22 protein-coding genes are annotated in these 19,090 nt (G+C 36.6%); 9 read left to right on the forward strand and 13 right to left on the reverse strand.

What is annotated here, in order from left to right; all coding sequences use genetic code 11:
• Nucleotides 1-225: 225 nt before the first annotated feature.
• Complete coding sequence (locus tag AAGF08_RS11060) at nucleotides 226-819, reverse strand: hypothetical protein (RefSeq protein ID WP_343511226.1); 594 nt, start codon at nucleotides 817-819, stop codon at nucleotides 226-228.
• A gap of 438 nt (nucleotides 820-1,257) precedes the next feature.
• On the reverse strand, nucleotides 1,258-2,040 hold the full coding sequence (locus tag AAGF08_RS11065) for a toll/interleukin-1 receptor domain-containing protein (protein WP_343511227.1): 783 nt from the start codon (nucleotides 2,038-2,040) through the stop codon (nucleotides 1,258-1,260).
• Between the two features lie 263 nt (nucleotides 2,041-2,303).
• Here AAGF08_RS11065 and AAGF08_RS11070 point away from each other — a divergent pair, with 263 nt between their 5' ends.
• Nucleotides 2,304-2,687 (forward strand): single-stranded DNA-binding protein, encoded by a 384-nt coding sequence (locus tag AAGF08_RS11070; protein WP_343511228.1) that lies wholly within the window; start codon nucleotides 2,304-2,306, stop codon nucleotides 2,685-2,687.
• Between the two features lie 451 nt (nucleotides 2,688-3,138).
• Here the strand turns inward: AAGF08_RS11070 and AAGF08_RS11075 are convergent, their stop codons facing one another.
• The 6 genes from AAGF08_RS11075 to AAGF08_RS11100 all read right to left on the reverse strand — a co-directional run bounded on the left by AAGF08_RS11075 (nucleotide 3,139) and on the right by AAGF08_RS11100 (nucleotide 7,294).
• Nucleotides 3,139-3,285, reverse strand: coding sequence for a hypothetical protein (locus AAGF08_RS11075; RefSeq protein WP_343511229.1), 147 nt, complete (start codon nucleotides 3,283-3,285; stop codon nucleotides 3,139-3,141).
• 1 nt (nucleotide 3,286) lies between these two features.
• Complete coding sequence (locus AAGF08_RS11080) at nucleotides 3,287-4,777, reverse strand: cryptochrome/photolyase family protein (RefSeq protein WP_343511230.1); 1,491 nt, start codon at nucleotides 4,775-4,777, stop codon at nucleotides 3,287-3,289.
• Nucleotides 4,761-4,907 (reverse strand): DUF2256 domain-containing protein, encoded by a 147-nt coding sequence (locus tag AAGF08_RS11085; RefSeq protein WP_343511231.1) that lies wholly within the window; start codon nucleotides 4,905-4,907, stop codon nucleotides 4,761-4,763. The genes AAGF08_RS11080 and AAGF08_RS11085 overlap by 17 nt, the downstream gene beginning before the upstream one ends.
• Nucleotides 4,904-5,533, reverse strand: a complete 630-nt coding sequence (locus tag AAGF08_RS11090) for a flavin reductase (RefSeq protein ID WP_343511232.1) — start codon at nucleotides 5,531-5,533, stop codon at nucleotides 4,904-4,906. Before AAGF08_RS11090 ends, AAGF08_RS11085 begins: the two co-directional genes overlap by 4 nt.
• Nucleotides 5,534-5,624: 91 nt before the next feature.
• Nucleotides 5,625-5,888 carry a TIGR03643 family protein gene (locus AAGF08_RS11095; protein ID WP_343511233.1) on the reverse strand — a complete coding sequence of 88 codons (264 nt, stop codon included), beginning with the start codon at nucleotides 5,886-5,888 and terminating at the stop codon, nucleotides 5,625-5,627.
• 227 nt (nucleotides 5,889-6,115) lie between these two features.
• Nucleotides 6,116-7,294: an MFS transporter gene (locus AAGF08_RS11100; protein ID WP_343511234.1), complete on the reverse strand. Its 1,179-nt coding sequence runs from the start codon at nucleotides 7,292-7,294 to the stop codon at nucleotides 6,116-6,118.
• A gap of 289 nt (nucleotides 7,295-7,583) precedes the next feature.
• Between AAGF08_RS11100 and AAGF08_RS11105 the strand changes: the two genes are divergently transcribed.
• Nucleotides 7,584-7,967 carry a single-stranded DNA-binding protein gene (locus AAGF08_RS11105; protein ID WP_343511235.1) on the forward strand — a complete coding sequence of 128 codons (384 nt, stop codon included), beginning with the start codon at nucleotides 7,584-7,586 and terminating at the stop codon, nucleotides 7,965-7,967.
• A 30-nt stretch (nucleotides 7,968-7,997) separates the two neighbouring features.
• Here the strand turns inward: AAGF08_RS11105 and AAGF08_RS11110 are convergent, their stop codons facing one another.
• The 3 genes from AAGF08_RS11110 to AAGF08_RS11120 form a co-directional block, all read right to left on the reverse strand.
• Nucleotides 7,998-8,150, reverse strand: a complete 153-nt coding sequence (locus AAGF08_RS11110) for a hypothetical protein (protein ID WP_343511236.1) — start codon at nucleotides 8,148-8,150, stop codon at nucleotides 7,998-8,000.
• Between the two features lie 97 nt (nucleotides 8,151-8,247).
• A complete protein-coding gene (locus AAGF08_RS11115; protein WP_343511237.1) occupies nucleotides 8,248-10,437 on the reverse strand; it encodes an acylase in 2,190 nt (729 codons plus the stop codon).
• Between the two features lie 86 nt (nucleotides 10,438-10,523).
• Complete coding sequence (locus tag AAGF08_RS11120) at nucleotides 10,524-11,414, reverse strand: aldo/keto reductase (RefSeq protein WP_343511238.1); 891 nt, start codon at nucleotides 11,412-11,414, stop codon at nucleotides 10,524-10,526.
• 129 nt (nucleotides 11,415-11,543) lie between these two features.
• Between AAGF08_RS11120 and pfkA the strand changes: the two genes are divergently transcribed.
• Both pfkA and AAGF08_RS11130 read left to right on the forward strand, forming a co-directional pair.
• Complete coding sequence (gene pfkA / locus AAGF08_RS11125; protein WP_343511239.1) at nucleotides 11,544-12,518, forward strand: 6-phosphofructokinase; 975 nt, start codon at nucleotides 11,544-11,546, stop codon at nucleotides 12,516-12,518.
• A 73-nt stretch (nucleotides 12,519-12,591) separates the two neighbouring features.
• Nucleotides 12,592-12,855 (forward strand): hypothetical protein, encoded by a 264-nt coding sequence (locus AAGF08_RS11130; RefSeq protein ID WP_343511240.1) that lies wholly within the window; start codon nucleotides 12,592-12,594, stop codon nucleotides 12,853-12,855.
• Here the strand turns inward: AAGF08_RS11130 and miaA are convergent.
• The gene (miaA, locus tag AAGF08_RS11135) at nucleotides 12,840-13,751 is read right to left on the reverse strand and encodes a tRNA (adenosine(37)-N6)-dimethylallyltransferase MiaA (RefSeq protein ID WP_343511241.1); all 912 of its coding nucleotides are present in this window, start codon (nucleotides 13,749-13,751) and stop codon (nucleotides 12,840-12,842) included. The genes AAGF08_RS11130 and miaA overlap by 16 nt on opposite strands.
• Nucleotides 13,752-13,795: 44 nt before the next feature.
• Between miaA and AAGF08_RS11140 the strand changes: the two genes are divergently transcribed.
• The 5 genes from AAGF08_RS11140 to AAGF08_RS11160 are packed head-to-tail and all read left to right on the forward strand — an operon-like array spanning nucleotide 13,796 to nucleotide 17,553.
• Nucleotides 13,796-14,557, forward strand: coding sequence for a response regulator (locus AAGF08_RS11140; RefSeq protein ID WP_343511242.1), 762 nt, complete (start codon nucleotides 13,796-13,798; stop codon nucleotides 14,555-14,557).
• A complete protein-coding gene (locus AAGF08_RS11145) occupies nucleotides 14,554-14,931 on the forward strand; it encodes a response regulator (RefSeq protein ID WP_343511243.1) in 378 nt (125 codons plus the stop codon). Before AAGF08_RS11140 ends, AAGF08_RS11145 begins: the two co-directional genes overlap by 4 nt.
• A gap of 2 nt (nucleotides 14,932-14,933) precedes the next feature.
• A complete protein-coding gene (locus tag AAGF08_RS11150; protein WP_343511244.1) occupies nucleotides 14,934-15,212 on the forward strand; it encodes a hypothetical protein in 279 nt (92 codons plus the stop codon).
• Nucleotides 15,209-15,973: an MBL fold metallo-hydrolase gene (locus AAGF08_RS11155; RefSeq protein WP_343511245.1), complete on the forward strand. Its 765-nt coding sequence runs from the start codon at nucleotides 15,209-15,211 to the stop codon at nucleotides 15,971-15,973. The genes AAGF08_RS11150 and AAGF08_RS11155 overlap by 4 nt, the downstream gene beginning before the upstream one ends.
• On the forward strand, nucleotides 15,973-17,553 hold the full coding sequence (locus tag AAGF08_RS11160; protein WP_343511246.1) for an NFACT RNA binding domain-containing protein: 1,581 nt from the start codon (nucleotides 15,973-15,975) through the stop codon (nucleotides 17,551-17,553). Before AAGF08_RS11155 ends, AAGF08_RS11160 begins: the two co-directional genes overlap by 1 nt.
• A gap of 102 nt (nucleotides 17,554-17,655) precedes the next feature.
• Here AAGF08_RS11160 and pyk read toward each other — a convergent pair whose 3' ends face one another.
• The gene (gene pyk, locus AAGF08_RS11165) at nucleotides 17,656-19,086 is read right to left on the reverse strand and encodes a pyruvate kinase (protein ID WP_343511247.1); all 1,431 of its coding nucleotides are present in this window, start codon (nucleotides 19,084-19,086) and stop codon (nucleotides 17,656-17,658) included.
• Nucleotides 19,087-19,090: the final 4 nt, after the last annotated feature.

The following is a 19,090-nucleotide window of genomic DNA, read 5'->3' on the forward strand; positions in this document are numbered from 1 at the left end:
AAGAAGCAGAATCGAAGCCTAACTAATTTAAACAAAATCAATGACTTAGGTAAATCTGAATCTGAAAGAAATTAAAAAGTTAATCTAAAGCTTCTAAACAAAAGCTCAATCCAATATGATGCAAAGATTTAATTTCATCATAGGAAACTTCATTAAAAACAAAATGCCCTATAAAGGCACCTAATTCCATTCTCTCTTGGTAAGCATTCAATTTACTGCCCCTTCCTATTTCAAAATTTTAAAATTCCATACCAGTTTTTTGGTCTGAATCAAAGTTCTCCAATCAATAAAGAATAGGCAAAAAAGCAGAAACAGAGCGAGAATAAGACTGGCAACAGACTTTAGAGAAAAAGCCTGATCCATGATCGCCTGGACGTTATCCACTGCATAAGCACCTAAAAGTAAAGCGATGGTATCACTCGTGAATTTCCCAATAAGAAAAGGAGGGATCACATAAATAGCTTTGATCTTAGAAATCCCTGCCCCTAAAAACAGCGGAGTTGTAGGAAGTGGTAAAAGAGAATAAGAAAGAATAATCAGGATGCCCTTCCATTTATTTTCTCTCATTTTGTCTCCTAAAAACTGAATATCATTATTCTTAGACTCTTTCAAGTACATGTTAGCGAGAATAGGAGCATATAAAAGAAGAATATATCTCCCTAAAACGGAGCCTAGCACTCCAATAATGATTACCAGCCAGACATTCAGCTTGAATAAGATCAGTAGAAAAACCATAATCGTAAAAGCAGGCGGGAAAGGAAAAGGGACGATATCAAAAAATAACGCTCCTAGGAAAACCAAAAAGTACTGCCACCACATGCTTTAAGAGTTATGTTTTTAAATGAATTTAATTGGATAAGAAAGGTTCGGAATTTACTGATTTCTGGAATAAAAAAACCCTTTACTATTTATGGCTTTTCTTCGTTGATTTCCACAACGACATCTCTAAACCAGTCAATAGGCAGGCAATCTTAAGTTCAGCAGAAAACTCTTTGGGTGTTTAATCGGATAAATTTTGCTTCTCCTGTTTTATTATCCATTAGCAAGTTATGTCAAATTTTTCTAAAAAATTTTATCATTGGTTAGTGAATTGTTATGATGAAAAATAACGGTTGAAAATATGGACAGTAAGAGTTGGTTGGCTATTCTCTATCAAGGCACATGAATTGTTATAGCGAGCAATAAACCTTCGTATACCACTGAAACCCTTATTGACTAAATTGTGTTGGTTGTTGTATTTTCCAAATACTATGTAAATTATGCCATATCCTTGAATTTAAGTTCTCTTATCAAATTGTCGAGGTTATCCACCAATAGTCCTTCTGAGAAATCAACAACATTGATATCAGAATAAGAAAAACCGTCACTATCCAAGGAGCCGAAAAGCTTATCTAAATTAATAAAGGAAATGGGTATAACATTTGCGCCAATGGTCATTTTATTCTGTATGGACAAAGCATATTGGATTTCATCTCTTGTATAAGGGCTGTTCAATGAATTTTCTGTGATTATTTGTATAAAAAAACCATTCTTGATAGAGTTTTCGATTGCATTTTTAATTTGGGATTCAAAAATATCACCGGGCTTAAGGAACTCTTTATCAATTAAAACCTGATAGTCATTGTCACGCAGAATTTTTACCATCTTCATAGTTAATTCCTCATCTTTTCGTGAATAAGAAATAAATATGGTCGCTCTTTTGGAAAGTCTATCCAGCTTGCTAAGTTGGCTTTCAATTTCCTTTTCTAAATCAATTATTTCAAAAACTTTGTCCTGGAGACTTTTGATGAATTCAATCTCATTAGAAACATATTTAGACGATCGAGCATTATCACTGTCACACAATACAAACCAATTTCTTGCCTGAATTTCTCTCTTAAGAAGTTCATTAATTTCATCTTCATCCTCTAAACATTTTAGATGAAATAATAAAGGATTATGACCTTTATCCTCGAGAATGTTTCTAATTTCTCTTACTTTTCTCCAGTCTCTTGAGCTATGTGAAACAAAAATCCATGCTCCATTTAGGTCTTCAGTCATATTCTCATTAATAACTTTTTATGGAGTATTGCAACCAACACTTCCACAATTCTTGATTTTTATCTTTAAACCTACTAAACTTTTTTAAATAACTAATCAGCCTTAAATGGCTCCATTCCTTGTTTATCCGACTACAAACGACTACAAACGGATACAAACGACTAACTCCCGAATCCAGCCTTCCCTATCCCCCAACTTTGGCTCATCGATTTTCCTCTAGCGAAAACGAAAAACAAATTTTTCACAACAAAACAGCAAACATTATGAACACGCTAAGAAACAAAGTACAGCTAATCGGTCGCCTAGGATCTAAAGTAGAAATCAAAAATCTGGATGGTGGAAAGACCCTCGGAAAAGTATCCCTTGCCACAAACGAATCCTATAAAAACGCGAAAGGCGAACGTGTAGAAGAAACCACTTGGCACAATCTTGTGGCCTGGGGAAAGCAAGCCGAACTATTGGATAAGTATACGGATAAGGGTTCTGAAATAGCCATCGAAGGCAAGCTCAGCAATCGATCTTACGAAGACAAAGAAGGTAATAAGCGCTACATTTCCGAAGTCGTGGTCCACAGCATTTTGCTAATGGGAGACCGGAAAGCAAATGTTCCGGTAGGAGCAGAATCGGAAGAAGATTTGCCTTTTTAAGGTCTGTGTAAACCAAAACCGGGATTAAATCAATTCCGGTTTTATTAGCTTTTTTTGAAATAAATTGTGTGAAAAATACTTCGCGAGATAGTTACCGTACCACCCTATTTGGGCGACAGCCTTATCTTGATTTATCTTCCCAAAAGGGCTACCTTAAAATAGAAATACGCTTCGTAAGATAAAGTTGCTTCCTACCTTCGGTAGGCAAGCGCTCCTGAAAAATGCCTTCGGCGAGATAGTTCTCGTACCACCCTATCTGGGCAACGGCCCTATCTGGATTTATCTGCCCAAAGGCTATCTAAAAAAAGATAACCTTCCCTAGATTCCAACTGCTTACTGGGACTGTCAACTGAAAACTGACTTTCTAATTTCGTATCTCGTATTTCCTACATCTTACCGGTTTTCCTCCAATCCTTTCTAAAATCCCCCTAGCCCCCTTTGATAAAAAATTCTATCCAATCAGAGATCTTGCTCCAAGGGGGATTTGACCCGTTTCCAAAAAGCCATCTACTTTCGCCAGGAAAATCAATGTTGACATTAGATTCGTGAAATACATCCCACTTCCTACTTCCCTCCTTCCCACTTTCAGACTTCTCACTTTATCCTTCTGATTTAAAAAGTCTTTCCAAAAACTCTTCCGCATTATTCAAATGCTCTTCTTTTTTCTCTTGGCTCATTCGATTCCAGGTATGATTCATCATCGAAAGCCTTGGGTTTGATTTGAAAAAATCCGAATGGGCATCAATAAACCTCCAAAACAGCCCATCCCAAACTGCCTCCCATTCTCCTTTCGGATAATTACTCATTTTTTTCAGGTAATTGGATCCTGCGATATAGGGTTTGGTGGCAAAAAGCCCTCCATCTGCAAATTGACTCATCCCATAGACATTGGGTACCATCACCCAATCATAGGCATCGATAAACAACTCCATAAACCAGCGATAGACTTCGTCGGGATCAAATTCGCAGAGTAACATAAAATTGCCTAATATCATTAAGCGTTCGATATGATGACAATAACCTGTCTTCAAAACCTTTTTTACTGTCTGATCTACCGGCTCTATCCCCGTACTCCCATCATAAAAGCTAGCTGGGATCTTTCTGGTAAAACCCCAGAAATTTCGGGTTCTGGAAAAGTTGCCTTTGCATATGTACATCCCTCTGATAAATTCTCTCCACCCGATGATCTGCCGTACAAACCCTTCAGTTGAATTTATGGGTACATTTTCTGATTTGGCAAAGGCTAAACTTTCCTCCAAGACATATTCTGGAAGCAATAACCCCACATTGATCAGAGGAGAAAGTAGACTGTGATTGAGATAAGATTCTTCCTTGACAATGGAATCTTCGTATGGTCCAAATTCATGAAAACGGGATTTTAAAAACTGCTTAAACCAAGCTTCGGCCTGTTCAGGCTGGATAGGATAAATCGGTTGTTTAGTCAATTTGCCGGGATTCTTCTGAAAATGCTTTCTGGTATAATCGCATGCCTCCTCCCAAAAACCCGTGGCATCAGGAAACTGAATGGATGGAGGGGTTTTTCCTTTGGGGTATTTCTTTCTGTTTTCAGAATCATAAGTCCAATTTCCACCCACTGGCTCATGATCTTTTTCAAGCAAAATGTTTCGCTCTTTTCGGTGCTGCTTATAAAAAGTGGTTTGAAAAAAAGACTTCTTATCTGGTTTGAAAAATCCTGAAAGATCCTTTTTGGAATTTAAAAAAGCTGGATTTTCATAAAATGTCAAGTCACAGGAACCGGCCATTTCCCTGACCCTTTTTTCCAACCAATAATCAACTGGATCAATGCAATAAATCTCCTTAATCTTATTTTGATCGATTTCCTTCCTGAATTTTCTAATATCAGAAAGCTCAGAATTGGATTCGATATAATGAACCTTTCTCCCCTTATTTTGCAAGAAGTTTTGAAAGGCTTTCATTGAAGCGCGGTGAAAAGCGATCTTCTGTTGATGAAAGCCAAATTGCTTAAAAAAAAGATATTCTTCTACCAGATAAATCTCATGTTCGTTTTCTACCAACGGACCAGAATAGAAAAGCTGGTGGGGGAAAATCAGATTAATGGCTTTTGACATTTGCTTTATTTCTTCTACATCTTTCGCTACAGTATTTTACATCTGACCAGTTTTTCTCCCACTTTTTCCTCCAGGAAAATGGTTTGTCACAGACGATACATACTTTGACCGGCAAATCAGATTTCTTCATTCAAACTCCGGAATTTCATCCTCTCTTACATAAGGAAAGCTTTCCAACATGTTCAATCCATAATAAGTATTTAACCCTGAAATCCCCACTCCGGAGTAGCCTTCAAGATTCAATTGGCCCAATTCATTGATTACCTTATCAGGCAGAATAATCATCTCAACTGTCCCAATGACAAGAATGCATTTATTCGGTAATGGGATACTTTCCATATGCTTCATCCCAATTTTAACCGGGCTTTCCTTAACAAAAGGGGCATGAAACCCCTTGACATATTCCTTTTCCAATTTCATCCGATCAAATTCAGAAACTCCTTTTTCTAATTTGGCAGATGTGAAGTGTGCTTTTTTAATAAATGATTGTGAAACATGATTAATAGTGTAAAATCCGGTTTCTACAATGTTCGGATACGTATCTCTAGGAACGTCTGTTTGTGGGCGCATGATAAACCCAAGTTGCGCAGGATTCGAACCTAGGTGAACTACGGAAGAAAAAATAGCCACATTTTCTTTATTGGTCAATGATTTGGAACCGATCAGGTTTGCGGGTTTAATTCCAGAAATCGAATTGATTAAATTCAATCTAAACTTACGTTCAAGATTCTCAATTTCTTCTTTTTGTAGTTGCATTTTATAGGGAAATATTTTGCGGGTGAATTGTGGGAAATTTATGATTCAAGGCTTTGTATTTAAAAGATGGAAAACACCGTATGAATCACATTTAGGTGATCTTGTTGTTTGAGATACTTCTTTGTCTGGAGCATTTAAATCGTGAGATTTCCGAATTTCTTTTTTGCAAGTGTTTTTGACTGACTCCGCTGTTTACTCGTTTCCTCCACATTTTGAATGAACTTTCTTTAAGCTCTTTCCTCATTAGTTTGATCACCTGAGATTCAGAAAGTCCAAATTGTGCGTCTATTGCTTCGAAAGGTGTTCTGTCTTCCCAAGCCATTTCAATAACTCTATCTATTTCTCTATCGGTCATATGCAATTTAAATTCACTGAAGACTTGATTTCGAGTTGAAATCATCTTGTTCTATTACTAAATAGATAAAGCTTCAGACAGTGAAAATGTTTTGATTGAGAAGCCTTTTATATTGGAATCGAATAAGAAAAAAAGTTATAATTTTTTGAAGCAAATAAAAGTATTCAGAATCAAATACAGAGGAAATTAAGAATGACAATGATTTTATCTTTAAGGATCTGACATAACTAAACCGCTGAAACTTTTCTTTTTAAAACTCTCCTATTCATATCAAAATTCAAGTAGATTTTTAAACTTAAAATGATTCCTAGAAACCAAATGAGCGAGGTAAAGCCTACATTGGATGCAACTTTCCCAAAAATTAAAGGCATCAGGGTGATACCAACATAAGCACTTGCCATTTGTAAACCCATGATTGATTCCGAATACTTTTCACCAAAGTTCCTGGGGGTTTCGTGTAAAAGAGCCGGAAAAATAGGTGCGCATCCAAAACCAATCAGAAAGAAGCTGGGTAACTGTGTGATTTCGAAGGGTAAAAATAGTAGTACTAGACCTAAAAGAATGACGACTTGTCCCAGTTTAACTAGTTTTTGATTGCTCAATTTTAAAGAAATAAATCCTGCAAGAAACCGACCTACAGTAATCCCCGCATAATAAAATGAAACTAATTTTGCTGCATCTTCAGGATTAAAATCTCTTACAAAAACAAGATAGCTAGCGCCCCAAAGGCCAAATGTCGCTTCAATCGTACAATAACAAAAGAAAACTAGAAGGGCAGACTTGAGACCTGGAATAGTAAGTAATTTTTTGAATGAAGCCTTTTCTTCATGACTTTCTAAATGTTTCTCATTTTTCGATTTTTTGATCCAAAGAGGAAAAGAGAAAAATAGAACCAAGACTAATGCCATCTGAATCCAACCTACTGTATTGTATCCACTTGTCCAAGAATTTCCCATAGCCAAATATCTAGCCATTAAAAAGGGACCAATCGCTGCCCCAACACCCCAAAAACAGTGCAACCAATTCATGTGCTTTGCTTGGTAATATAAGGCGACATAATTGTTAAGTGCCACATCCACACAACCAGCACCCAACCCAAGGGGAATCGACAACAAACAGAGGAAAATAAAATTCTCTGAGTAAGCAAATCCTAATAATGACAAAGCTGTCATTAACACGCTCAAAGTAGTTATTGTTGCTACCCCGTAGCGCTTGATAAATCTTGCACTGAATAAACTGGAAATAACTGTACCAGCCGCTACAATCATTGATAAAATACCTGCAAAATGAACGGGCGTACCCAAACTCTTGTACATAGATGGCCAACCCGCCCCAAGAAGAGAATCAGGTAATCCTAAACTGATGAATGCCAAATAAATAACAATTAATACAAGGCGTTTTTTCATGTTAGCGACATTCACTAGGAATTAATTTTCCAATCATACTCAAAAAAATCATTTTTTATTCAAATTCTGATCATTTAAAATCAGAACTACAGCTTTTTTTGGAACTACAACTTATTCATACGGTCAGCTTATAATGCCTTCAAACGAAGATTATCCGACAACAAACGACTACAAACGGATACAAACGACTAACTCCCGACTACTGCCTTGCCTCTCCCCCAACTTTGACTCATCGAATTCCTCTAGCGAAAACGAAAAACGAATTTTTCACAACAAAACAACAAACATTATGAACACGCTAAGAAACAAAGTACAGCTAATCGGACGTCTAGGATCCAAAGTAGAAATCAAAAATCTGGATGGCGGGAAGATCCTCGGCAAAGTATCCCTTGCCACTAACGAATACTATAAAAACCAAAAAGGTGAACGTGTAGAAGAAACTACTTGGCACAACATTGTGGCTTGGGGTAAGCAGGCCGAATTATTAGATAAGTATACCGACAAAGGTTCTGAAATTGCCATCGAAGGCAAGCTTAGCAATCGCTCTTACGAGGATAAAGAAGGTGTTAAGCGCTATATTTCTGAAGTAGTAGTCCATAGCATTTTACTTATGGGAGATCGAAAAGCAAATGTTCCTGCAGGAGCTGAAACAGAAGATGATTTGCCGTTTTGATTTCTAAATAGAAAAGACCGGGATCGTTAATTATCCCGGTCTATTTTTATACAAATTTTGAAAATTGCTACGCTGCATTTGAGGAACTGACATGACTCCTCTTTCATGATCCTCAACTAATTTACGCTTGAAATCTTCAGAATACTTCCGATAAGAATTGATCCTTTTTGCCGTTTTTAACATTTTAAAAATAGATTTAAAACGGTCAACGTTATTTAGGGAAGTACAAAGTACACTCCTACTCTTTCAGTTTTCTCACTTTAGATTTCTGACTTTCATCCTACTTCCTTCCTCTTTTTCCTGGCTGATATTTTTCTTCTGCTCTAGCTTCAATATCTTCTCTATAATAGGCTACATCTTTAAATTCAGCATCTGCATACCGCTGTGCTTGATCGTCAAAATGTGGTGAATTAGGATCAGCGCTTTGACCACCAGCTAATATAGATTTAGCTTTTACTTTATCTCCGAATTCTACTACAGCTACAAAACTGTTTCCTCTGTAACCATATAATCGCTTGGTTTCTGGAGTTGATCGAGCACCATATGCTGCCAAGGCTCCCCATGTTCCAGAAGCTAATCCAACAGGAACATAAGGTTTATTATCATCAAACTTTAGATCAATAGCGCCGGATAATCGCTGAAATCTATTGATCTCTGACCATTGCGTATTCCAGGTACCAAAATCTTGATTCATTTGTTCAATTGTACTTTGGAAAGTAATTAATAGTTCTGTTGCGGTAGGAGCTGGAACTTCCCCTTTTCCTTGATTGAATTCCAACAGGTTGTTGATATTACCATGATTTCGCATAAAATTCATTCCGAAGAAATGGGCCAAGGACATAGCCACTGATTCTTTACTCGTTCTATAATCCCATTCCTCCAGTACTTTCATCGGTTCGGACAAAATAGGATCCCCTACTCCTTTTTGATCATAAGCTTTCAAAAGCATTGGTATCAATTTCTCAAAAGCCGGTAAATAAGGATCATAGGCTAAATCAATTAACTTATCCAAATTCAAATTATCTGCATCTTTTAAGACTCTTACTGCATGGACAGCACGATAATTTTCTGATTCTGGAGCCATGTATACCGGATAGTTTTCAGCTTTCGGGCTAAATTCACCTGCTGCTGTGTATGGGGTTGAATTACAGTTTTGAATCCAGCCTGTTCCAGGATTAAGAATAGTTATGCTTTCATCTACGGTATGTAATCCCTGCCAGTCTGAAGCTGGATCTGACCCATCAACAGGCTTTGAAAAGTCAAATCCCTCGTTTCTTTTCGGTATGAAATTCCCATGGAAATAGGCAATATTTCCATCTGCATCTGCATAAACCGTATTATTAGAAGAGTTTGTACGGATATTCATCATCTCTTTAAACTCCGCATGGTTGCTTAGTTTGGTTCTCGTAAAACTTTGTGTCAAGGCATTGACAGGATCCCAGTTTATTTTGGTCACAACCCACTTATCATCCAATTTGTGAGTTACCGGACCATGATGGGTTCGATACATCCTGAATGATTTTTGCTTGATTTCATTTCCATCCTTGTATTTTAGGGTAATGGGCAATTCGGTTACTGATCTGGTTTCCTCTCCATACTTGTAAGTAAATTCCCCTTCACCTTCAGTAACGTCCTCCACAAATTCATCGATAAAATCCACTCCTGTTGAAGTATGCATCCATCCTGTTTTTTCATTGAATCCTTGGTACACAAAAAACTGTCCCCAAGTAACTGCTCCATATGCATTTAATCCTTCATTACTGACAACATGGATTTCCGGTCTAAAATAAAAGGAGGTATGAGGATTTATCAGCAACATAGCATTACCTGACTCAGTCAAATCTCCTGAAATTGCAATCCCGTTTGAGCCTTTGGGTTCCTCAGTCAAATCCACAGGATTTAGACCACTCCCAAATTCATTCAGAGCTAAAGATTGGTTATCTCCATAAAAAGCAGCAATTCTGCGGGTCGGAATCTGCTCAATATCCCCACCGATCGATCCCTCTGAAAAAAACATAGGCATCCATGGTTCGTAATGTGTAATTACTTGTGGAGTCACTTCTGGGTGGGTAGCCAGATAATAATTAACCCCATCAGCAAAGGCCATACAAAGCTTCTTTAACCAATCTGGTGCGGTTTCATATGCTGCTTTAGCTTCCGCTTCAGTCATATAAAGATTTGCTCGAAGATCAGAATAAATAGCTTCTTCTCCTTCCAACTCTGCCAACCTTCCCGTCGCCCAAATATAATTCCTCTCTACCCTTCTGAAATCATCCTCACACTGTGCATAAAGCATCCCAAAGACTGCATCAGCATCTGATTCTCCATAAATATGAGGAATCCCAAAATCATCACGAATGATTTCCACGCGTTCTGCTGTAGCTTCCCAGCGCTCTGCTTCAGTAAGTTCTTTAGGTTGACAGGCAAAGACCAAAATTGGCAAGGCCAAATAGAGTAATCGAAACTTCATATTTATTTAAAATTTGGGTGGCGTTTAGGAGATAATTCCATGGTTGCCGAAAATAAACTATTTGTTTTCAGTGGGCAACAGAAATTTTACCGATGTTGCTGGTAATAATTTGGACTGAAATTTTCTTTAAATTCTCTAATCACCTGATCAGGAATACTTAAATTTTCTTCAAAACCTTTGGTCATTTTCTTGACTTGAGAAACAGAGCTAGCCCCAATAATCAATGCACCAACAGCTGTTTGAATCAAACCAAATTTGATTAAAAATGCTTCTGGGAAATAGCCCGATTCTTGAATTGCTCTTTTAATAGCCTGAACCTCACTTTTGGATTTGTCCAAATAATCTACCTCAGGTTTATTGATCAGTATGCCTTTAGCAAAACTACCCCGAACCAAAACTTTTGTGGAAGTGTCAGAAATCAATGAAAATGCTTCTTCTTCTGGCCTTCTATCCAATGGCGAATATTGCATCATAATGGTGGCAGGGTTCGAATCAGATAGTACCTTTCTAATCACATTGGGACGGATGGAAGAAATTCCAAATGACCTGATTTTACCTTGACTTTTTAAAATCTCAAATGCATCCAATGTTTCTTCCCATGGATCTTCAATCGTTCCACCATGCAATTGATACAAGTCAATATAATCAGTCTGTAACCTTTTAAGGCTTTTGTCAACCGCTTCCAAAATGTAGGATTTTTTTGGATTCCAGTCCCAGCCACTTCCATCGGGCCTCATTTGGTTTCCAACTTTAGTTGCTAAAAAAACCTTACCCCTTTTATCTTTGATCGCTTTTCCAATCATTTCCTCATTCTTTCCATTTTGATATAAATCCGCCGTGTCCAAGAAATTAATCCCTTCATCCAAACAGGCATTTATAATTTCCTTACTTTGACCGAAATCTTCTGGAAGTGACATACAGCCCAAACCAATGGTTGAAATTTGAACTTCAGACCCAGAAAGTGTAAAATATTTCATGAAAATTTAACTTGTTTTTAATCTCAATAACTCCTTATTCAATAAAGCTTAATTTTTTGGGCTTTTAAAATCTATGTATTCCTTTATTACTTTCAGAATCCCTATTTTTGAAAACTTAAACCTATTGAAATGAAGAAAATCGCAGTTTTTACTTCTGGTGGAGATAGTCCTGGCATGAATGCTTGCGTTAGAGCAGTAGTTCGGACGGCAATTTATAAAGGACTTGAAGTTTATGGAATCTATAGAGGATATGAAGGAATGATTGAAGGAGATATCAAGCGAATGTATTCTCATTCGGTCAGTAATATCATCCAACGCGGAGGAACAATTTTAAAGTCAGCGAGGTCAATGGAGTTTAAAACTCCCGAAGGCCGTAAGAAAGCATATGAAAACCTTGTTGAACAAGGAATAGAAGGTATTGTTGCCATAGGTGGAGATGGAACTTTTACCGGTGCAAAAATATTTGAAGAGGAATATGGAATTCCTACTGTTGGTTGCCCAGGAACTATTGACAATGATCTTTTTGGAACAGATTATACGATTGGATTTGATACAGCTGTAAATACCGCTTTGGAGGCTATTGATAAAATTCGAGATACAGCAGCAGCGCATGATAGAATTTTCTTTATCGAAGTGATGGGAAGAGATGCAGGGTTTATTGCAGTAGAATCCGGTATAGGAGGAGGAGCTGAATTTGTTATGGTTCCAGAGACCAAAACAGATTTAAATATTGTAGTAAAAAGCTTGAAGAACCTTAGGAAAAGCAAGAGTTCCAGTATTGTAGTTGTTGCCGAAGGAGATGAAGAAGGTAATGCTGAAACCATCATGCGAAAAGTCAAAGAAAAGATCAATGATCCAAACAAAGATTTCAAATTTACCACATTAGGTCATATTCAGAGAGGTGGTAGTCCGACTGCAAGAGATCGTGTTTTAGGAAGTTTTTGTGGGATGGCGGCTGTGGAAGGATTGATCGATGGAAGAAGAAACTGCATGGCTGGAGTTATGAATCAGACAATTGTCTATACTTCCTTTGCGGATTGCATTGGAAAAGAAAAGCCATTAAATAAAGGGCATTTAAAATTGATGGAAATTTTAAGTATTTAGTATGGGATTTATTCCAATATTCTTGACAATGGGAGGCGCCTGCCTCCTATTTTTTCTTACGGTGAGAACTTCGATGCAGCGCAAATTAAATTTGCAAAGAGAGTTGACTTCCAAACTCGGATTAAATCATCCGGAATTGGAAATTATTCTGGGAGAGATCGCTGACCCAGACGAAATCGCAAAAAAATGGAAGGAAATTCATTCAGATAAAAAGCTTCCTAAAAAGAGTATAGAGGCTCTTCGGTCTTTAAAAATCAACCGACTACAATATAATCAATTGATCAAAAAAGCGCCTTATAACTGGGTTGCTAAAATCTCCGGTTATTCTCCTATCTGAGAAGATATATATGTTATAATCTCTTCTTCTTCATTAGGTTTAAACCATTTGATTTCAACATCTTTTCGAAACCAAGTCAATTGCCTTTTTGCATATCTTCGGGAATTTCTTTTAAGTAATCGTATGGCCTCTTCACGATCATATTTCCCTTCCAGGTAACCAAATATTTCCTGATAACCTACTGTCTGTAAGGAATTTAATCCTCTTTTATCAAAAAAAGATTCAGCTTCTTCAAATAAACCCTCCATTATCATCTGGTCCATTCTTTTATCGATCCGATGATATAATTCCTCTCGATTCCTTTCCAATCCAATCTTTATAGTTTGGAAATTTCTTTTTGCTTTTTTCTTTACCCTAAAGCTACTAAAAGGCTTCCCGGTCCCTCTAAAAACTTCAATTGCTCTCATTAAACGCTGAGGATTGTTTTGGTCTACGACCTGTAAGTACTCCGGGTCTATTCTCCCAACCTCTTTCTGTAAAAACTCCAGACCTTTTTCTTCGTAAATCCTAATTATTTCCTTTCTTATGCCAGAGTCGATTTCAGGCATATCGTCTAATCCATTTACAACTGCATCTGCAAATAAACCTGATCCTCCAGTCATAATGATAACCTGATGATTTTTAAAAAGCTTATCCAAAAGATCAATAACTTCTTTTTCAAACATCTTCACATCATAAGAATCCTCTATCGAAAGACTGTTGACAAAATGATGAGGAATCTGTTGAAGTTCATTTTCAGAAGGCTTGGCCGTCCCGATATTAGTTTCCATATAAAATTGCCTACTATCGCAAGAGATAATTTCTGAATTGAATTTTTTGGCTAGTTTTAAGCATATTTCAGTTTTACCTACTGCGGTTGGGCCAACTACTAGAATAAGATAATTTTGTTTTGCCAATGTTTTAATAGCTTAGGCTGAGATCAAAAATCCAAACTTAAAAGATGAAAAGCAAAAGGGTTCTGATTGTTGATGATAATGATATCAACCGTAAACTGTTTGAGAATCTTATAGGTCAAATCTGTTTTTTTAAGAGTGCAAAAAATGGAGTTGAAGCACTGGAAATGCTACAACAAGATTCATTTGATCTGATCCTTATGGATATCCAAATGCCAAAGATGGATGGAATAACTGCTATGAAGCAAGCAAGACTCTCAAACCATTCCGACTGCATTATCATAGCTGTAACCGCATTTGCAGAACTTGAAGATAGGAATAGTTTTTTGGAGCAGGGTTTTGATGAATTTTTAGTCAAGCCAATTAGACCCAAAGAATTACTGGAATGCATAAATAAATTCTTAAGAGAAAAAGCTTCACCAAGTAATGAGAATAATACTCACAGCGAAAATTCAATTGAGAAAGTGATTTTAGATCGAAAAGTTGTAAATCAGTTATTGAGGTACAACAAAGTAGAAAATATAAAAAGTATCTATTTAGAATTCTTGGATGAGTGCGAAAAACTGGTAATGGACTCACTTGCATCCTTTAACCGATCAGATTTGAAAATCATAAGCGAGAATCTTCACGTAATTAAGGGTAATAGCGGTACGCTTGGTGCGAATAAAATATTTCTTCTATCAAAAGAAGGAGAGCAAAATGCAATAGAAGAGAAATGGACCGAAACAAAAAAGACATTACATAGCTTACAAGATGAAATTCTTAATTTTAAAAAATATATTCTGGAAGAAACTATTTTTATATCATGAGTACTACTAAAAAAATTCTCGTCGGAGAAGACAGTTCAGTTATCATTAACCTGACAAAAAGCGTTCTTGCTTTTGAAAATTATGAAATGAAAGCAGCCCGGAATGGGAAGCAGGTTTTAGAATTGTTGGAAAAAGAAAATTTTGACTTGATTTTGATGGACATTAGTATGCCAATAATGGACGGAGCTTCCTGCACTCAGGCAATTCGTAAATTAGATGATCCTAAAAAATCTAAACTACCAATCATAGCTATCTCGGGTAATGTGAATAATTACACGATGGATGAATTTCGTAAATTCGGATTTGATGATTTTATTCAGAAACCACTGGATTTTGATAAAGTATTGGCAACTGTCAAAAAACATCTGAGTTAAATATGGCTATTAAATACACAAAAAATTACCTGGATAAATTAGAAAACCTTTTTGCTGCATCACAATACACTTTGCGCTATGAAAAAGGAAATTTCAAATCTGGATATTGTGTACTTAATGAAAATAAAATTGTAATCATCAATAAATATTTTCCTTTGGAAGGAAAGATTAATGCTTTAATCGACATTTTAACTGAATTAAATTTTAATCCTCAGGATTTTTCAGATAAAGCCAATCACGATTTTCTTCGAGAATTAAGACAAACCACTTTAAAATTTTGAAAGTAACTTTTTTGGGAACCGGCACTTCACAAGGAGTCCCTGTAATAGGTTGTACTTGCCAGGTCTGTAAATCTTTGGATTTCAGAAACAAGAGATTCAGATCTTCAATTCACTTCGAATTAGACGATTTAAGCTTGGTGGTTGATACAGGCCCAGATTTTAGAAGCCAAATGTTACGAGCCGGCATTCAGCACTTAGACGGGGTTCTTTTCACCCATGAGCACAAAGATCACACAGCAGGACTTGATGATATTCGGCCTTTTAATTTCAAACAACAGAAAGACATGCCCGTCTTTGGCAGAATCAATGTGTTGGAACAAATAAAAAGAGAATTTGCCTATGTATTCTCAAGTAAAAAATACCCCGGAGTCCCACAGGTTGAACCAGTTGAGATTAGTGATAAACCATTTTCTATTCAAGGAGTAGAAATCATTCCTATTCCGGTTTTACATTATAAATTGCCCGTCCTAGGCTTTAGGATAGGTGATTTTACTTATATCACTGACACCAATTTTATTCCAGATGCGTCAATGAAACTAATTGAAGGGAGTAAGGTATTAGTTCTTAATGCATTACAAAAAACATCACATATTTCTCACTTCACATTAGACGAGGCCGTTTCAAAAGCTAAAGAAATTGGAGCTGAAAAAACGTATTTAACCCATATTTCCCATAAGCTTGGGCTTCATGATGAAGTTGAAAATGAATTACCGGAAGGTATTTCTTTGGCCTATGACGGCCTCCAGGTATCTTTGCCCTAATGCATATCAATTATCATTTTCTTAAATTTCTTTGCCCTGCCCTTGATAAAAAATATAAAGGTCATACCATTGTTTCATGCTTTTCCCAAATCAAAGATGAATTAATCATTGAAACAAAATTCGGTGTAGAGGAAGGCTGGATCAGGGCACATCTGAAACCAGCACAAATTTATTACAGCTTCCCAGATCGGTTTAAGAGGGCAAAAAGAAATAGCATCAACTTGTTCCAGGAAATGGTTGGATTGACCATCGAATCCTGCGAAGTCATACCTTTCGAAAGGTCTTTTATATTTAGATTAAGCTTTGATAAAATCCTACTTTTTAAGCTTCATGCAAACAGAAGCAACATTTTATTTTATGATGAAAATGGGAATGCTCCAAAATACATTTTCAAAAATATTATTTCAGGAGATAGGGATCTCGATTGGAGGACTTTAGCAGTAGAATTAGATCTTTCTAAAAATAGGTTTGAAGAATTAAATGGAAATGCCTCGCAATTTCTTCCAACTTTAGGTAAAGTACCAAGAGCTTATTTAAAAGAAAAAGCCTATCCGGAGGCCAGTTTGGATACCAAATGGCAATTGATGGAAGAGATGATAGATATTTTAGATACTCCATTATTTTCTTTAGTCGAAGACCAAGAAGGCATCCACCTTAGCTTACTTCCAGAGTCCCATGCTCTTGCCACATTTTCAGATCCGATTCAGGCGTTAAATGATCTTTTTTACCTTGCTTTGGTAAAAGGAAACTTTGAAAAGGAAAAAAACGAACTCCTAAAAAAACTGCAAGATCAATTAAAAAGAGCGGATTCTTACTTAAAAAAATCAAGTCAAAAACTCGAAGAATTAAAAAATTCCCCTCCCCCATCTAAGTTAGCCGATGTTATCATGGCTAACCTTCATGAATTTGGTGAAAAGAAATCTGAAGTAGAATTACTGGATTTTTACACAGGAAAACCCGTGAAAATTAAACTGAAACCTCAGCAAAAACCTCAGGATTTTGCCTCTCAACTCTATCGAAAAAGTAAAAACAGAAAGCTTGAATGGGAACAGATTGAAAAAACCATCCAAAATAAAACTGAGCTGAAAAACAGTCTAATTACACAAATAGAAAAGCTCGAAGCAGTTGAAGAGTTTAGAGGATTGAAAGCTTTCAAAAAAGAGGAAATTCAGGAAAAGACTCTTTTAAAATCAACTGTTTCATTGCCATTTAAGACCTTTGAGGTGGAAGGATTTCCTATTTGGGTTGGTAAATCTGCCAAAGATAATGATGAAATGCTTAGAGGTTTTGTCCATAAAGATGACCTATGGCTCCATGCTCGTCTAGTACCTGGGTCTCATGTGGTCATTAAAATGAAAGGATTTAAAAGTATACCACTTACCGTTTTGGAAAGAGCAGCCGAATTAGCAGCATTCTACTCCAAGCATAAAAGCGAGTCTTTAGCTCCAGTAATTTATACCGAAGCAAAATTTGTCAGAAAGGCAAAAGGATCACCAGATGGATCAGTAAAAGTGGACAGGGAAAATGTTATCATGGTCAAACCAACTGGACCTGATGATTTTATTTCAATTCAAAAATAATCTCAATTCGGGTTTCAACAATTTTCTAAATTGCATTAAAAAAACACCCACTATTAAGAGGGTGTTTTCAATTATTCATTTAGACTAAAATCTATTTTTTCATTAATCCACCACATGTATTTTCAACATGTTTGTTCTTCCTTCTCCTTTCAAAGGCATACTTGCGGTGTTGATGATTATATCTCCTGAATTCACATGGTCATCTTCTTTCAGTGTATTTTCTATATCAGCAAAAGTAGCATCTGTAGAAATAACCCGATCATAAAAATAAGCTCTAACACCCCAAACTAATGACATCTGAGTGATTAAAGATTTCTTACTTGTAAATACAAAGATACTTGCTAGAGGTCTGTGAGAAGCAATTCTAAAACCTGTGAATCCAGATGAAGTGATACCAACGATAGCCTTTGCTTTCACATTTCTAGAAAGCCTGGAAGCCATCAAAATCAAATTATTGCTTAGGAAAGTTTCATCATCTTCTGGGATTTTATAAAGATTGTGATAGATATCAGCATTTGCTTCCAAGTATCCAATAATGCTACTCATCGCTTTCACAGCATTGACAGGATATTTTCCAGAAGCTGTTTCAGCCGAAAGCATTACTGCATCAGCCCCATCTAAAACCGCGTTGGCCACATCATTGGTTTCAGCTCTGGTCGGTCTGGGGTTAACGATCATACTTTCCATCATTTGAGTTGCAATGATTACTGGTTTACAGGCCAATTTGCATTTCTCAACGATTTTCTTTTGCCAAAGTGGAACAATTTCCATAGGAACTTCAACTCCCAAATCTCCACGGGCAACCATAATCGCATCAGTAGCTGCTATGATAGAATCAATATTCTCTAAAGCTTCAGGTTTCTCAATTTTAGCAACAATCTTACATACCTTTCCTTTTGCTTCGATCCTCTCTCTTAAATCAGTGATATCTTCCGCTGACCGGACAAACGACAAGGCAATCCAATCCACTTCCTGCTCCAGTCCAAATGCCAAATCCTCAATATCTTTTTCAGTCAAAGATGGAGCACTTACCTTAGTATTTGGAAGGTTAATACCTTTTCTGGACTTCAAAACACCACCATGGATCACGGTGCAATTAACGTTTTTACCATCTGTATCATTTACCAAAACTTCCAAATTTCCATCATCAATCAAAATTCTATCACCAGTAGCCACGTCTTGTGGAAGATTTTGATAAACTGTACTTACTAGACTACTAGTCCCTACTACTGGATCATTAGTAATCGTAATATCATCTCCCGGTTTAATTTCAACTCCATTATTTTCAACTTCCCCTACCCTTATTTTAGGACCTTGCAGATCTTGGAGAATACCTAGGTTTAATTTTTTTTCTTTGTTGACTTTTCGAATAATTTCGATTACTTCTTTATGAATATCATGACTTCCATGTGAAAAATTCAGTCGAAAAACATTTGCGCCTGCAGCAGCAAGACTAACAATAGTTTCATAGTTATTTGAAGCAGGGCCGATTGTTGCAAGAATTTTAGTCTTGTTAAATTGAGTATAGCTCATTTGG

Source organism: Algoriphagus sp. SE2 (assembly GCF_039563885.1).
GTDB lineage: Bacteria > Bacteroidota > Bacteroidia > Cytophagales > Cyclobacteriaceae > Algoriphagus.